Source organism: Stenotrophomonas sp. SMYL41 (genome assembly GCF_036319965.1).
GTDB lineage: Bacteria > Pseudomonadota > Gammaproteobacteria > Xanthomonadales > Xanthomonadaceae > Stenotrophomonas > Stenotrophomonas maltophilia_R.
Window position 1 is genome coordinate 20,100 of record NZ_JAWIRX010000003.1, and the last position, 14,820, is coordinate 34,919.

Here is a 14,820-nt window from a genome sequence, read left to right on the forward strand (position 1 = left end):
GGTGGTCGGTGGTCTGCACGGTGCGGGTTCCCCTTGGTATCTGTCTGGTGCGTGGGTTCGAAAGTGGTGTCTGTTTTCTGGCGCATCGGAGGGCGGCGTCAGCTGATCGTTCCGACCAGCTTCAGGCGCTTGTCCTCCGGCACCTCGCTGTAGGCCAGGACCGACAGCGACGGAACGCTGTGGCGGACCAGGCGGGCCAGCGCGGCGCGCACCGGGCCAGGTACCAGCACGACCGCGGGCTCGTTGCGGGCTTCCTGCTTGCTGACACATTCGGCCAGGCTCTGGTGCAGTCGCTCAGCGAGTCCGGGTTCCAGCGCGGCGCCGTTGCCCTGCGTGGACTCCTGCAAGACACGTTCCAATTGCGGGTTGAGGGTGAACACCGGCAGCTCCGCCGACATTCCGGCGATCTCCTGCACGATGAAGCGGCCCAGCGCGGTGCGCACGGCGGCGGTCAGCACGGCCGGGTCCTGGCTGTTCGGAGCGTGTTCGACCAGTGCTTCGGCGATCTTGCGCAGCTGGCGGATCGGAATGCGCTCGACCAGCAGGTTCTGCAACACGCGCACCACCGCCGACAGCGGCAGCGCCTTCGGCGTCAGATCTTCGACGAGCTTGGGCGCGCTCTTGGCCAGGTTGGCCAGCAGGTGCTGCACTTCTTCGTGGCCGAGCAGTTCCGGCGCGTGTTCGCGGATCAGGTGCGAGAGGTGGGTGGCGACCACGGTGGCCGGGTCGACCACGGTGTAGCCCAGCGTTTCGGCCTGGGCGCGCTGGTGCGGCTGGATCCAGGTGGCATCCAGGCCGAACGCGGGGTCCTTGCCGGCGATGCCTTCCAGCGCGCCGAGGGCGCTGCCCGGGTCCAGGGCCAGCTCGCGGTCGGGGTGGATCTCGGCGGTGGCCACCGGTACGCCGTGCACCAGCACGCGGTAACCGTTGGCCGGCAGTTCCAGGTTGTCGCGGATGTGCACCGACGGGATCAGGAAACCAACATCCTGGGTCAGCTTGCGGCGCACGCCCTTGATGCGTGCCATCAGTTCGCCGCCCTGGTTGCTGTCCACCAGCGGAATCAGCCGGTAGCCGACCTCCAGGCCCAGCGGATCGACCGGGCGCAGTTCGTCCCAGCTCAGTTCGGCGGTCGGTGCCGGTGCCGCCGGGCGGCCGAGTGCGTTGAGTGCGGCAGCATCGGTGCCACCGCCTGCCGCGTCCGCAGCCGGGGCCTTGCCCTTGCGGTACACCTTCCAGGCGATGAAGCCGAGGATCGCCGCCAGCGTCAGGAAAGCGACGTTGGGCATGCCCGGCACCAGGCCGACCACGCCGATGATGCCGGCGGTGATCGCCAGCGCGCGGTACTGGCCGAACACCTGGCCGGTCATGGCCTGGGCCATGTCCTGCGAGCGCGATGCGCGGGTAACCAGCATCGCCACGGCGCTGGAGACCAGCAGGGCCGGCAGCTGCGCCACCAGTCCGTCACCGATCGACAGCAGGGTGTAGGTGGCAGCGGCGTCGCCGAACGGCATGCCATGCTGCAGCACGCCCACGGCCAGGCCGCCGAGCATGTTGATGAACAGGATCAGGATGCCGGCGATGGCGTCGCCGCGGATGAATTTGCTGGCACCGTCCATTGCGCCGTAGAAGTCGGCTTCCTCGCGGACCTCCTCGCGGCGCAGCTTGGCTTCTTCGCGCGTCAGCAAACCGGCGTTGAGGTCGGCGTCGATCGCCATCTGCTTGCCGGGCATCGCGTCCAGGATGAAGCGCGCGGTCACCTCCGAGACGCGGCCGGCGCCCTTGGTGATCACCACGAAGTTGATGATGGTGAGGATCGCGAAGACCACGATGCCGACCGCGTAGTTGCCGCCGATCACGAATTCGCCGAACGCGGCGATGACCTTGCCTGCGGCGTCGTGGCCGTTCTGGCCGTTGAGCAGGATCACGCGGGTGGAGGCCACGTTCAGGGCCAGCCGCAGCATGGTGGTGATCAGCAGCACGATCGGGAAGATCGTGAAGTCCAGCGGGCGCTTCACGTAGACCACCGCCAGTAGCACCATCAGCGAGATGGCGATGTTGAAGGTGAACAGCGCATCGAGCACCGGCGCGGCCAGCGGCACCACGACCATGGCCAGCAGGGCCAGCACGATCAGCGGCGCGCCAAGGCCCTGGCGGATCATTTCCAGGGCGCGGCGGGTGTTGAAACCGGTGGCGGGCTGGGCGCTCACGGGCGGCCTCCCTTGCCGAATTCATCCACCTGGATGTGCGGGGCGTCCGGCATCGGGCCAGTGCGCCAGGCGCGCAGCTGGTAGACGTAGGACAGGACCTGGGCGACGGCCGAATACAGTCTCACGGGGATTTCCTTTCCGAGTTGGCCTTCCCGATACAAGGCGCGTGCCAAAGGCGGCGCGGAGACGATCGCCACCTTGTTGCCGTCGGCCACTTCACGGATGCGCAGGGCGGTCTCATCCACGCCCAGGGCGACTACGGTGGGGGCGTTCATGGCGCCGCCCTCGTACTTCAGGGCCACCGCGTAGTGGGTGGGGTTGACCACCACCACGTCGGCGGTGGGCACCGCCTCCATCATCCGGCGGTTGGCCATCTGCTGCTGCAGCTGGCGGATGCGGCCCTTCACCTCGGGGCTGCCCTCGCTTTCCTTCATTTCCCGGCGCAGCTCTTCACGGGTCATCTTCAGCTTGCGCATCCAGTTCCAGCGCTGGTACGGCGCATCGATGGCGGCCAGCACCAGCATCGCGCCGGCGGTGGCCAGCAGCAGGCGCAGGGTGAAGCCCAGGCCATCAGTGATGGCGGTCTCCAGCGGGTGGTGGATCAGCCCGCGCAGGGTGTCGAAGCCGCTCCACACCACCAGCCCGGCGGCGACGCCGACGAAGGCCACGCGCAGCAGCGATTTGGTGAACTCGGCGATGGCTTCCGGGCCATACAGGCGCTTGAGCCCGCTCATCGGGTTCAGGCGGTTGATGTCGGGCAGCAACGCCTTCTGCGACCAGCGCAGGCCGCCCATCACCAGCGGTGCGACGAAGCTGGCCAGCAGGCAGACCAGCACCAGCGGCGCGATCACCAGCATGAACTGCAGCAGCAGGTCGCCGAAATGGCCGAACAGTGCCTTCGGGTTCTGCCGCAGGCTCTGTTCCGGGCTGAGCGCGTGCTTCATCCAGGCCGTGGCGCCACGGCCGATCGAGCCGCTCATGGCCATCACCGCCAGCACGCCGGCGCCGAACACGGCGGCGGTGCCGAGTTCGCGCGAGCGCGGCAGGTTGCCCTGTTCACGGGCGTCGCGCAGGCGTTTTTCGGTTGGTTGTTCGGTCTTTTCGCCGGCGGATTCGTTTTCGGACATCACGGGCACTGCGGCAGGGGATGCCGGGGTGCGTGCAAGAAGTGTTCCGTGGCGGGATGGTCCGGCCCATCCGCGCATGGCGGGGAGCTACCGGGGGGCGCTATCGCTGGGCGGTGGGCTCTGCGCCAGCTCCACCCGCGGCCGCGGCAGGTCGTGCAGCTGCATGAAGCGGGCGGCGTCGACCGGGCGGCCGAGCAGGTAGCCCTGCAGGTAGTCGCAGCCCAGGCGCTCCAGGTAGGCCCGCTGGGCGGCGGTTTCCACGCCCTCGGCCACGATGTCCATGTCCAGCGCATGGCCCAGTGCCACGATCGCCGAGACGATCACCACGTCCTCGGCGCTGTGTTCCAGGTCGCGCACGAACGCGTGGTCGATCTTGATTTCGGTGGACGGCAGCCGTTTCAGGTAGAGCAGGCTGGAATAGCCGGTTCCGAAATCATCGATGGAGATGCCCACGCCCAGCGCAGACAGTGCCTGCAGCAGGCGAAGGCTGGTGTCGGTGTCGCGCATCACCGTGCTTTCGGTGATCTCCAGTACCAGCTGCCGGGGTGCGATGCCATGGCGTTCGATCACCGCGCGCACGTCCTGCAGCAGGTGTGGCGAACTGAACTGCACCGGCGAGAGGTTCACCGACATCGACCAGCCTTCGTGGCCGGCATCGTGCCAGCGCCGCAGCTGCTGGCAGGCCTGGTCCAGCGCCCAGCGGCCGATGTCGTTGATTGCGCCGCTGCGCTCGGCCAGGCGGATGAAGCGGTCGGGCGGGATCAAGCCGTGTTCCGGATGGCGCCAGCGGATCAACGCCTCGGCGCCGGCCACTTTCTGCGTGGCCACGCGGATCTTCGGCTGATAGTGCAGGAACAGCTGCTCGCTGCCGATGGCGCAGCGCAGGTCGGCCAGCAGCCGGAACTGCTGCTCGGCGCTGTCGTTCATCCAGTCGGCGAACAGCACGAAGGCGTTGCGTCCGGATTCCTTGGCCTGGTACATCGCCGCGTCGGCGAAGGCCATCAGCTGGCGTTCGCTGGCGGCGTGGTCCGGGCAGATCGCCACGCCGATGCTGGCGGTCACCTGCAGCTCGTTGTCCGGCAGCAGCGGGCCGCTGCCCACCGCCTGCAGGATGCGCCGGGCCAGGGTCGGCAGGTCCTCGTCGTGCTCGATGCGCACCACCAGTACGAACTCGTCACCGCCCAGCCGGGCCAGCAGGTCGTGCGGGCGCAGCAGCTGGCGGGTGCGTTCGGCCACCGCCACCAGCAGGGCGTCACCGGCCTGGTGGCCATAGGCATCGTTGACCTGCTTGAAGCCGTCCAGGTCCATGAACATCACCGCGAAGCGGTTGCCGCCCTGTTCGGCCTCGGCCAAGGCCTGCACGATGCGCCGCTGCAGCAGCAGGCGGTTGGGCAGGCGCGTGAGCGGATCGTGCAACGCGGCCTGGGTCAGTTCCTGCTGGGCATCGGTCAACGAGGTGCTCAGCATCGAGTTGCGCAGCCGCAGCAGCTGCGCCTCCACCCGCTGGTCCAGCCACGAGACCACCAGCACCACGGCCAGGATCGCCACGGTCAGCACCACCACCAGCATGGCCAGCCACTCGTTCTGCAGGCCATCGCCGACCGCCGCCCCGCAGATGCTGCCCTCCGGGAAGCGCGCGGCGGCCATGCCGGTGTAGTGCATGCCGACGATGGCCAGTCCGAGCAGGCCCGCCGCTGCCAGGCGATCACCGATGCGGGTGCGCTGGGCGCGCAGGCGGAAGGCCACGTACAGCGCGGTCCACGAGGCGGCCACGGCAACCATCAGCGAGAACAGCAGCCAGCCCGGGTCATAGTCGATGCCCGGCTGCATGCGCATGGCGGCCATGCCGACGTAGTGCATGCCAGCGATGCCGGTGCCCATCAGGAGCGCGCCGCCGGCCAGCCGCGAATGGGGCAGGGTGCGCAGCGAGACCAGCCACAGTGCGAACACCGACGAGGCGATGGCAAGGGCAAGCGAGAGCAGGGTGATCGGCAGGTCGTAGCCAAGCGGAATGGGCAGGTCGAAGGCCAGCATGCCGATGAAGTGCATCGACCAGATGCCCAGGCCCATGGCGAATCCGCCCCCCAGGCGCCACCACCAGGCCGCGCCCCTGCCCGGGGCGGTCACCGTGCGCCCGGCCATCGCCAGCGCGGTGTACGAAGCCATCACGGCGACCAGCAGCGAGATCGCCACCAGCCATGGGTTGTACGTGCCTACCAGCATTCGTCAGTCTCCCGGACCTGCCTGTCGACGGAAACCACGGTGGGGCATGCATGAGGCAGGCCGACGCAGGGCGCCGGCCACGTGCGGCATCCCCCCGGTTGCCGCGCATTCACTCTAACGCGCTGACCGGGGGGGACTTCAAGCGGCAATTCGTGATGATCGGCTCAGTGTGTGACCGCGTCCGCAGCCTGGAAGGCGGCGTCGAACAGGCGCTGTACCGGCGGCCCCATTTCCCCGGCCAGCAGGGCCAGCAGGAACAGGCCCAGCAGCAGCGAGACCGGCAGGCCCAGCTGGATCGGATTCAGCGCAGGCGCGGCGCGCGCCAGCACGCCGAAGGCCAGGTTCACGGCCAGCATCGCCACAGTCAGCGGAATGGCCAGTGTCAGTGCACCGCGCAGCACGGTCAGCAGGAAGGTCGGGGCGATGCTGAAGAAGGCATGCGGGTCGGGCAGTGGCGCACCGATGGGCAGCGCGCGGTAGCTGTCCACCAGCAGCGAGATCAACGCGAGGTGGCCGTTGGCGGTGAAGAACAGCAGGCCGAACAGCAGATAGAACCACTGGCCGATCACGCCCGAAGTGCCACCGCGCAGCGGATCGCTCATCTGCGCGAAGGCCAGGCCGGTGCCCTGGGCGATCAGTTCGCCGGCCATCGCACCGGCTTCGAACACCAGCCGCAGCAGAAAGCCGATGGAAACGCCGATGGCCAGTTCGCGGGCGATGCTCAGCACGGTGGCGGCATCGAAGCCGGTCCAGTCCGGTACCGGTGGCAGCAGCGGCGCCAGCGCGATGGCCAGCGTGCCGGCCAGTACAACGCGGACCCGCGAGGGTACCGCGCGGGTACCGACCATGGGCATGGCCATGGCCATCGCGCCGATGCGCAGCATGGTCCACAGCACGGTACCGATCATGCCGAAGGCCTGCAGGCCGTCGGCAGCCATCTGGGTGGCGGCGTCCATCGAGGCGCGTATCCCTAGCCGATCAGGTGCGGAATGCGCTGGAACAGCAGCGTGGTGAATTCAACCAGGTGGCCGATCAGCAGGCTGCCCAGCGCGAACAGCACCGCGGTCAGCGCCGCCGCCTTGGCGACGAAGGCGATGGTCGGTTCATTGAGCTGGGTGGCGGCCTGCACGACACCGACCACCACGCCCACCACCAGTACGGTGAGCAGCAACGGGCCGGCCACCCACAACACGGCGATCAGGCCGCCACGCAGTTCGGTCAAGGCAAGTTCGGGAGACATCGTTTTTCCATCGATAGCGCCAGGCCATGCCCGGCGATGCTTTTGTAGAGCCGAGCCATGCCCGGCTGCCTCCCGGTCACGCCGGATTGAAGCTCGCTGCCAACGTGCCGACAGTCAGCACCCAGCCATCCACCAGCACGAACAGCAGGATCTTGAACGGTGCCGACACCAGCATCGGCGACAGCATCATCATGCCCATCGACATCAGCACGCTGGCCACCACCAGGTCGATGATCACGAACGGGATGAAGATCAGAAAGCCGATCTCGAAAGCGGTCTTCAGTTCGCTGGTGACGAACGAGGCGACCAGCACCGGGAACGGGATCGCATCGGGGCTGGCGTAGGTGCCGTGCCCGGCGATGCCGGCGAAGGTCATCAGGTCGGTTTCGCGGATCTGCGCCAGCATGAATCCGCGCAGCGGCTGCGTGGTCAATGTCCAGGCGGTCTGGAAGTCGATGTCACCGTTGAGATAGGGCGCCATGCCCGCGCTCCACGCCTTGTCCCAGGTCGGCATCATCACCATCGCGGTGAGGAACAGGGCCAGGCCCAGCAGTACCTGGTTGGACGGCGTCTGCCCGGTACCCAGCGCCTGGCGCAGCAGGCCCAGCACGATGATGATGCGGGTGAACGAGGTCAGCACCAGCAGCATCGACGGGATCAGGGTGATCGCCGTCATCAGCAGCAGGGTCTGCAGCGGCAGGCTGACCGGCGCACCCCCGATCTTGCCGACGTTGATGTCCGGCAGCGGGGTGGTCGGTGCGCCGGGCGCGGCGAACGCCAGTGCCGGCAACAGGCACAGGGCGAGCATCAGCAGCCACGGCATCAGGGTGGCAAGACGGGTACGGGTGACACGCATGTCAGGGATCCTTGCGCAGCCGCTGCTGCAGCAGCTGGGCGAAATTCGGCAGGTTCTTGAAGTCCGGCACGCGCACCGGTGCCGGCGGCGGCAGCGGTTCGGGCAGGGTATGCAGGGTGTTGATGCCACCAGCGGTGACGCCCAGCAGCAGTTGCTGGCCGTTGACCTCCACCACCACCACGCGCTCCTTGGCGCCGACGCTGAGGCTGGCCACCAGCTTCATGCCTTCGGCCGGGCGGAAGCCGCTGCCGGGCATGCGCTTGAGCAACCAGCCCAGGCCGATCACCAGCGCCAGCACCGCCAACAACGCCAGCACCGCACCGAACAGGCTGGGTGCAGCGGCCGCGTGCTGGCCGACCTGTGGGCCGATCGGCGCGGCGGCCTTGCCGACCGCCAGCAGGGTGGAGGCCAGCAGGTTCAACGCAGTCTCCGGATCCGCTCGCTCGGGCTGACCACGTCGGTCAGGCGCACGCCGAAGCGGTCATTGATCACCACCACTTCGCCGTGGGCGATCAGGGTGCCGTTGACGAACACGTCCAGCGATTCGCCGGCTCCGCGCTCTAGTTCCACCACCGAACCCTGGTTGAGCTGCAGCAGGTTGCGGATCGGCAGGCGGGCACGACCGACTTCCAGCGACAGGGTCACCGGCACGTCGAGGATCACGTCCAGGTTCAGGTCCGGGCCGTTCGCCTCATCGGCCTGCAGGCTGCTGAACTGGGCCGGGGTCGGTTCGAGGGCGTCGATATCGTTCATTGCGGGTCTTCCTGGATGACGGGTACGCGCGGGCGGGTGCCCGGCGGATGGGTAGCGGTGATCTTCACGGCGTTCATGCCGTTGGCGATGCCGAACTCGCCGGTGAATACCGGGATGTTCTCCACGCACAGCGGCACCTGCGGGCTCAGGTCGATCGGCAGGATGTCGCCGACCTTCAGCTGGGTCAGGTCGCGCAGGGTCATGCGCTTGCTGGCCAGTACGCTGGACAGGGTGACTTCGGCGATGTTGAGCTGTTCACGCAGGGTCTTGCCCCAGCTCTCGTCGCGGTCGTTGCGGTCGCTCTGGATGCCGGCGTCGAGCAGTTCGCGGATCGGTTCCAGCATCGAGTACGGCAGGGTGACGTGGATGTCGCCGCCACCGCCGTCGAGCTCGACGTGCAGGCGGCACACCACCACGTACTCGCGCGGCGTCACGATGTTGGCGAAATGCGGGTTGATCTCCGAATTGATGTACTCGAAGTCGACGTCCATCACCGGTGCCCACGCTTCGCGCAGGTCGGCGAAGGTCTGCTTCAGCAGCAGGTGGATCACCCGCATTTCGGTGGCCGTGAACTCGCGGCCTTCGATGCGGGTGGGGTAGCGCCCGTCGCCGCCGAAGAAGTTGTCGACGATGGCGAACACCAGGGTCGGCTCGAACACGATCAGGCCGGTGCCGCGCAGTGGCTTGAAGCGGATCAGGTTCAGGTTGGTCGGTACATACAGCGAGTGCATGTAATCGTTGAACTTGATCAGTTCGATGCCGCGCACCGACAGCTCGGCCGAGCGGCGGATCAGATTGAACAGGCCGATCCGCCACAGGCGTGCGAAGCGCTCGTGGACCATTTCCAGGGTCGGCATGCGACCACGGATGATGCGGTCCTGGCTGGCGAAGTCGTACGAACGCGCTTCGCCTGACGGGGGTTCCGCATCGGTCTCGACCGCGCCACTGTCCACGCCGTGGAGCAGGGCATCGATCTCGTCCTGGGACAGCAGATCATTCATCGGTGGGCCCTTACTGGGTCACGAAGCTGGTGAACAGCAGATCGTCGGCGCCGTTGCTGCCGGTCTCGGCCTTGAGCACCTTCTGCACCTCGGCCAGTGAGGCCGCCTGCAGCTTCTGCTTGCCGGCGACATCGGCGATCTGGTCCGGGCTGACCTGCGAGAACAGCATCAGCAGGCGCGCACGGATGGCCGGGGCATGGGTCTTGATCGCCTCCAGCGCGGCCGGGTCGCGGGTCATCAGCTGCACTTCCAGCTGCAGGTAGCGCGGGCCGTCGACCGGGCCGTTGAGGTTGACCACGAACGCCGGGTCCAGCGCGAAGTACTGTGCCGGGGCCGGGGTGGCGCTCTTCTTTGGGGCCTGCGCGGTCTTCTCTTCGTGCTTGGACTGGGTGAAGAACCACACGCCGCCACCAGCGGCAGCGGCGGCCAGTACGGCCACCAGTGCGGTGATCAGGATCGGACTACGCGGCTTGGCGGCCTTGTCCTTCTCGGCGGTCTTCTTGGTTTTGTCAGCGGCTGCGGCCACGGGGTGAAGCTCCTGAGGGTTGCTTCACCGGGATATGCAAGGGGTGTGCCGAAGGCGGGGCAGTGGGGTGCGACGGAATTCCGTCGGGGTGCCGGTGGGGCCGTGCGGAGCAGGCTCCGCACCCACCAGCGCGATACTGGCAGGTGCGACTCTACTGCCCCGGTTCCCTGGCGGGTGCCAACCGCCCCGCTCTGGTGGGTGCCAACCTTGGTTGGCACGCCTGTCAGGCGTAGGCGTCCAGCAACCCGCGCTGGCGGATCAACTGTGCGGACGACACGCTGGCGTCGCCCGGCGTCGGTTCTCCGTCGCCGGCCATGCCGCCGCCACCGGGCTGACCCGATGCAGTGCCGCCACCACCGGGCGCCTGGTGGCCGACATCGGCGTGGGCCAGCTGGAAGCCCTGTTCGCCCAGCAGCTCGCGCAGGCGCGGCAGGCTGCTCTCCAGTGCCTGGCGCACGTCCACGTGCGGGCTGCTGAAGCTGGCATGCACCTTGTCGCCGTTCAACTGCAGGCGCACATCGACCGGTCCCATGTCGTCGGGGCTCAGGCGGATGTGGGCGTGGCCGATCTTCTGGTCGGCCAGCCAGCCCAGGCGCGCGCCGATGGCCTGATCGAAGCCGTCATCACCCAGCACGGGCTTCGGCGTGGGTTCGCCATCGAAGATCGCATTGCCGGTGGCGAGCGCGGCCTTCAGGTCCTGCACGGCGGCGGTGGCCAGTCCATGCAGCAGCGGTGCGCTGGCGCGGTCGCCAAGGGGCGCCACGTTGCTGCTTTCGCCACGCTCGCTGCGCTTGCCGGGCAGGATGATCTCCGGCAGTGGCAGCGCGGTGGCGTCGTCAGCGTTGCTCGCCGCCGGCCTGTTGTCGGTCGCCGCTGGGGCTGCGGCCGCCGCCGCTGCCGGGTTGGCTGCAGGCAGTGCCGGGTTCGCGGCCGGGGTAGCGGGCAACGCCGGGCCGTTGCTGGCAGGCAGGGGCGCAGCTGCGCTGGGCAGCGCGGCGGCCGGATCGGCAGGCGCCGGCATCGCCAGCACCAGGCCGGCCAGGCCGAGCGGTGGCCACGGCGCATCGTCGGTCGCGGCGGGCTTGTCCTTGTCGGTACCGGGACCCGCAGGGGCCGCGGCAGCGGGCGGTTGCGGCGGCGTTTCTACGGTTGTCGCTTCGGCGTCCGCGTTGCGTTCACCCGGTGCCTGGCCCTTGCTGTCGGCGGTCGACGGCTGGCCCGGCGTGGATGGCGTCGTCGCCGGCGTGGTGGCGCTGCCGGCAGGGGCGGGTGCCGACGCGGCGCCGCTCTGCAGCAGCTGGCTGAAGTCCTTTCCGCCTTCGCTGCGCGAGGCGCGCGCGGCACTGTTGCTGGTGGTGGGCGTGGCCGGGTTGGCACTGCTGGCGAGCGGAGCGGGCATCACGAGCGGCCTCCCTGCTCGGCGCCGTCCTGGTCTTCGGCCTGCACCAGGCGTGCACGCCGCGCACCAATGTCGTCCATCTCGCGCTGGTCGCGGCGGTCGGTCACCACCTTTTCCTGCGCGCGGTAGCTGGCGGCCAGCTGCTCCAGCACCGCCTTGTCACGGCTGGCCAGGATCAGGCGGGCGCGCTCGGCCTCTACTTTTTCGCGGTTGCCGTCGACCGTGGCCTGCTGCTGTTCGACCGCGCTGTCCAGGCGATCAAGGAAGGCGCGACGGTTCAGCAGCTGCGCCGGGCTGGTCGCGGCCATCTGCGCGTTCGCATACTCCTCGGCATAGCGGCGCAGTTCGTCCAGTCGCGATAGATGGGTGTCGAGCACGCGCTGGCGTTCGGCCAGGTCGCGGGCGACCGCGTCCTCGTGTTCCTGGGCCCGCTTGAGCAGGGGATCGATGCGCTTGGACTGGTTCATGGCTTAACTCTCTTGTTCCACCAGGCGCTGCAGCGCCGCCTGGCTGTGCGGGAGATCTGCGGCCTTGGCAACGTCCTGGCCGAGGAACTCCATGATTTCCGGCCAGCGTTCCAGGGCTTCGTCGGTGGCCGCGTCGTTACCACGCTGGTAGGCACCGATCGCGATCAGGTCACGGTTGGCCGAGTACGCCGAGACCAGTCGCTTCAACTTGCGGATGCGCAGGCGCCACGGTTCGTCGGCGATTTCCGTGACCACGCGGCTGACCGAGGATTCGACGTCGATGGCCGGGTACAGGCCGCTGTCGGCCACCCGGCGCGAGAGCAGGATGTGGCCATCGAGGATCGCGCGCGCGGCGTCGGCGATCGGATCCTGCGGATCATCGCCTTCGGTCAGCACCGTATAGAAGGCGGTGATCGAGCCACGGCCCTTGGCGCCGTTGCCGGCACGCTCGACCAGCGCCGGCAGCTTGGCGAACACCGACGGCGGGTAGCCGCGGGTGGTCGGCGGTTCGCCCACCGACAGGCCGATCTCGCGCTGCGCCTGGGCGAAGCGGGTCAGCGAGTCCATCAGCAGCAGTACGTTCAGGCCCTGGTCGCGGAACCACTCGGCGATGGCGGTGGCACGATAGGCGCCGTGCAGGCGCGCCAGCGGCGGCCGGTCGGCGGGGCTGGCGACCACCACGGCGCGGCGCAGGCCTTCCTCGCCCAGCGTGGTCTCGACGAAATCGCGGACTTCGCGGCCGCGTTCACCGATCAGGCCGACCACGATCACGTCGGCGGCGGTGTAGCGGGTCATCATGCCCAGCAGCGTCGACTTGCCGACGCCGGAACCGGCGAACAGGCCAACACGCTGGCCGCGTCCGATCGGCAGCAGCGCGTTGATCGCGCGCACGCCCACGTCCAGCGGCTGGGTGATCGGTTCGCGCGCCAGCGGGTTGATCGAGACGCCGGCCATGCCGACATGCCCTTCGGCGCGGATCGGGCCCTTGCCATCCAGCGGCACGCCGTCGCTGTCGATGACGCGGCCGAGCAGGCCTTCGCCGACTTCCACGCCACCGCGTCGCGCCGACGGTACCACCCGCGCGTTGGGCAGCAGCCCGTGCAGCTCGGCGCTGGGCATCAGATAGGTGCGCTCGCCGGCGAAACCGACCACTTCGGCATCGACCCAGCCACCATCGACCACTTCCACCTTGCAGCTGGCGCCCAGCGGCGCTTCGCAGCCGACCGCTTCCAGGGTGAGGCCGACCGCGCGGCGCAGTACGCCCTCGCGGATCAGGCCGCGACCATGCGCGGTATCCACGCGCAGGCCATCCAGGCGGGTGGCCAGGCGCAGGTTGCGGGCCACGGCCCAGTCGGCCGCTGGCGCCGGTTGCGGCGCGGCTTGCGATTCCGGGCTCATGCGCCTGCTCCGGTCTGGCGGATCACCGCGTCCAGCGCGCCGCGCAGGCGGGCTTCCAGGGTGCCGTCGATGCGCACCGCTTCAGCGTGCACGCGCAGGTCGCCACGGCTGAGGCTGGTATCGGGTACCAGACGCTGCGCCGGCGACAGGTTCAGCAGCGGGGCGAGGGCGGCGATGTCATCCGGGTGCAGCCGCACTTCCACCTCGCGGGTGCTGCCGCCGACCGCGTCGATCGCTTCACCGACCAGCTGTGCCAGCAGTGCCGGCTCGGCTTCGTAGGCGCGGCCGACCAGCGCGCCGGCGATGCGCACGGCCAGTTCGCCGAGTGCGCCGACCACTTCGTTCTCCAGCCGCACCAGCGGCCGGCTGAAGTTGTCCAGGATGCCTTCGATCTGCGCGGCGAGGCGACGCACCTCGGCCTGGCCCTGGCCGTAGCCGTCGGCATGGCCCTGGTCGAACCCTTCCTTCTCGGCGCTGTCCTGGATGGCCTGGATTTCTTCCAGGGTGGGCAGCTGCAGCGGCGGCTCCGGTTCGTGTTCCGGGTCCGGCTCGGTGAGTTCGAACGCATCCTCCTGATCCAGCGCCGGTTCGGGCTGGGCCAGCAGGTCCGGGGCAAGCCAGCGCACGACGTTGCTCACAGCATGGCCTCCGCGCTGCCACCGATGGTGACGGTGCCTTCATCGGCCATGCGCTTGACGATGGCCAGGATCTCGCGCTGCGCGCCTTCCACGTCGGACAGGCGCACAGGGCCGCGGGCTTCCATGTCTTCCAGCAGGATTTCGGCCGCGCGCTGCGACATGTTGCGGGTGATCTTGTCGCGCACCTTGATGTCGGCACCGCGCAGGGCCAGGCCCAGGCGTTCGCCGCTCACCTCGCGCAGCACCAGCTGCATCTCGCGGTCGTCCAGGTCGACCAGATCGTCGAACACGAACATCAGGTCCTGGATGCGGTTGCTCAACGGCGCGTCGATACGGGCGATCTCGCCCAGGATCGCCTGGTCCTGGCCGCTGTCCATGAAGTTCAGGATATTGGCCGCGCACTGCACGCCGCCGATGTTGGACGACTTCAGGTTCTGGTTGCCGGCGAACTGGCGCTCCATGATCTCGTTGAGTTCATTGAGCGCGTTCGGCGGAATGCCGTCGAGGGTGGCGATGCGCAGCAGCACGTCCACGCGGGTACGGTCGGGCAGCAGCTTCAGCGCGTCGGCGGCCTGGTCGGTTTCCAGATGCGCCATCACGATGGCGATGATCTGCGGGTGCTCGTTGCGCACCAGGTCGGCCACCGCACGCGGGTCCATCCACTTCAGTGCGTCCAGGCCGGTGGTGTTGCGGCCGAGCAGGATGCGGTCGATCAGGTTGCCGGCCTTCTCGCTGCCCAGCGCCTGCACCAGCATGTTGCGGATGTAGTCGTCCGAGCCCACGCCCAGCGAGGTCTTCGAGCCCAGCTCCTGGCCGAACTGGTCCATCACCCGTTCCACCTGCTCGCGGGTGATGTCGGTCATGGTGGCCATGGCGATGCCGATCTTCTGCACCTCCTTGGGTTCCATGTGGCGCAGCACTTCGGCCGCGTCCAGCTCACCCAGCGAAAGCAGCAGTACGGCGGCGCGCTGCACGCCAGTCAATG

The 14,820-nt window shown here is 68.6% G+C and carries 15 protein-coding genes; all 15 read right to left on the minus strand.

All coding sequences use genetic code 11. The annotated features are described in order from the left end of the window. Positions 1–98 precede the first annotated feature (98 nt). On the minus strand, positions 99–2,159 hold the full coding sequence (gene flhA, locus V3B30_RS04180; RefSeq protein ID WP_262083874.1) for a flagellar biosynthesis protein FlhA: 2,061 nt from the start codon (positions 2,157–2,159) through the stop codon (positions 99–101). A gap of 44 nt (positions 2,160–2,203) precedes the next feature. Further along, positions 2,204–3,334, minus strand: coding sequence for a flagellar biosynthesis protein FlhB (flhB, locus tag V3B30_RS04185; RefSeq protein WP_100472191.1), 1,131 nt, complete (start codon positions 3,332–3,334; stop codon positions 2,204–2,206). Between the two features lie 87 nt (positions 3,335–3,421). Further along, positions 3,422–5,557 carry a bifunctional diguanylate cyclase/phosphodiesterase gene (locus V3B30_RS04190; RefSeq protein ID WP_262083869.1) on the minus strand — a complete coding sequence of 712 codons (2,136 nt, stop codon included), beginning with the start codon at positions 5,555–5,557 and terminating at the stop codon, positions 3,422–3,424. A gap of 164 nt (positions 5,558–5,721) precedes the next feature. Next, positions 5,722–6,513, minus strand: coding sequence for a flagellar biosynthetic protein FliR (fliR, locus tag V3B30_RS04195; RefSeq protein ID WP_262083868.1), 792 nt, complete (start codon positions 6,511–6,513; stop codon positions 5,722–5,724). A 14-nt stretch (positions 6,514–6,527) separates the two neighbouring features. Continuing rightward, positions 6,528–6,797 carry a flagellar biosynthetic protein FliQ gene (locus V3B30_RS04200; protein ID WP_100472194.1) on the minus strand — a complete coding sequence of 90 codons (270 nt, stop codon included), beginning with the start codon at positions 6,795–6,797 and terminating at the stop codon, positions 6,528–6,530. Positions 6,798–6,873: 76 nt separating this feature from the next. Beyond that, positions 6,874–7,653, minus strand: a complete 780-nt coding sequence (gene fliP / locus V3B30_RS04205; RefSeq protein ID WP_100472195.1) for a flagellar type III secretion system pore protein FliP — start codon at positions 7,651–7,653, stop codon at positions 6,874–6,876. A 1-nt stretch (position 7,654) separates the two neighbouring features. After that, a complete protein-coding gene (gene fliO / locus V3B30_RS04210; RefSeq protein WP_171956126.1) occupies positions 7,655–8,053 on the minus strand; it encodes a flagellar biosynthetic protein FliO in 399 nt (132 codons plus the stop codon). 17 nt (positions 8,054–8,070) lie between these two features. Further along, positions 8,071–8,406, minus strand: coding sequence for a flagellar motor switch protein FliN (gene fliN / locus V3B30_RS04215; protein ID WP_005409543.1), 336 nt, complete (start codon positions 8,404–8,406; stop codon positions 8,071–8,073). After that, positions 8,403–9,407 (minus strand): flagellar motor switch protein FliM, encoded by a 1,005-nt coding sequence (gene fliM, locus V3B30_RS04220; RefSeq protein ID WP_014037106.1) that lies wholly within the window; start codon positions 9,405–9,407, stop codon positions 8,403–8,405. The genes fliN and fliM overlap by 4 nt, the downstream gene beginning before the upstream one ends. A gap of 10 nt (positions 9,408–9,417) precedes the next feature. After that, positions 9,418–9,933, minus strand: coding sequence for a flagellar basal body-associated FliL family protein (locus tag V3B30_RS04225; protein WP_005416435.1), 516 nt, complete (start codon positions 9,931–9,933; stop codon positions 9,418–9,420). Between the two features lie 223 nt (positions 9,934–10,156). Next, on the minus strand, positions 10,157–11,332 hold the full coding sequence (locus V3B30_RS04230; protein ID WP_262083867.1) for a flagellar hook-length control protein FliK: 1,176 nt from the start codon (positions 11,330–11,332) through the stop codon (positions 10,157–10,159). Continuing rightward, on the minus strand, positions 11,332–11,799 hold the full coding sequence (gene fliJ, locus V3B30_RS04235) for a flagellar export protein FliJ (protein WP_100472198.1): 468 nt from the start codon (positions 11,797–11,799) through the stop codon (positions 11,332–11,334). The genes V3B30_RS04230 and fliJ overlap by 1 nt, the downstream gene beginning before the upstream one ends. A gap of 3 nt (positions 11,800–11,802) precedes the next feature. After that, positions 11,803–13,197 carry a FliI/YscN family ATPase gene (locus V3B30_RS04240; RefSeq protein WP_262083866.1) on the minus strand — a complete coding sequence of 465 codons (1,395 nt, stop codon included), beginning with the start codon at positions 13,195–13,197 and terminating at the stop codon, positions 11,803–11,805. Continuing rightward, a complete protein-coding gene (locus tag V3B30_RS04245) occupies positions 13,194–13,835 on the minus strand; it encodes a FliH/SctL family protein (RefSeq protein WP_087922477.1) in 642 nt (213 codons plus the stop codon). The genes V3B30_RS04240 and V3B30_RS04245 overlap by 4 nt, the downstream gene beginning before the upstream one ends. Further along, entirely contained in the window at positions 13,832–14,818 is a 987-nt protein-coding gene (gene fliG, locus V3B30_RS04250) for a flagellar motor switch protein FliG (protein ID WP_024958226.1), read from the minus strand. Before fliG ends, V3B30_RS04245 begins: the two co-directional genes overlap by 4 nt. Positions 14,819–14,820 lie beyond the last annotated feature (2 nt).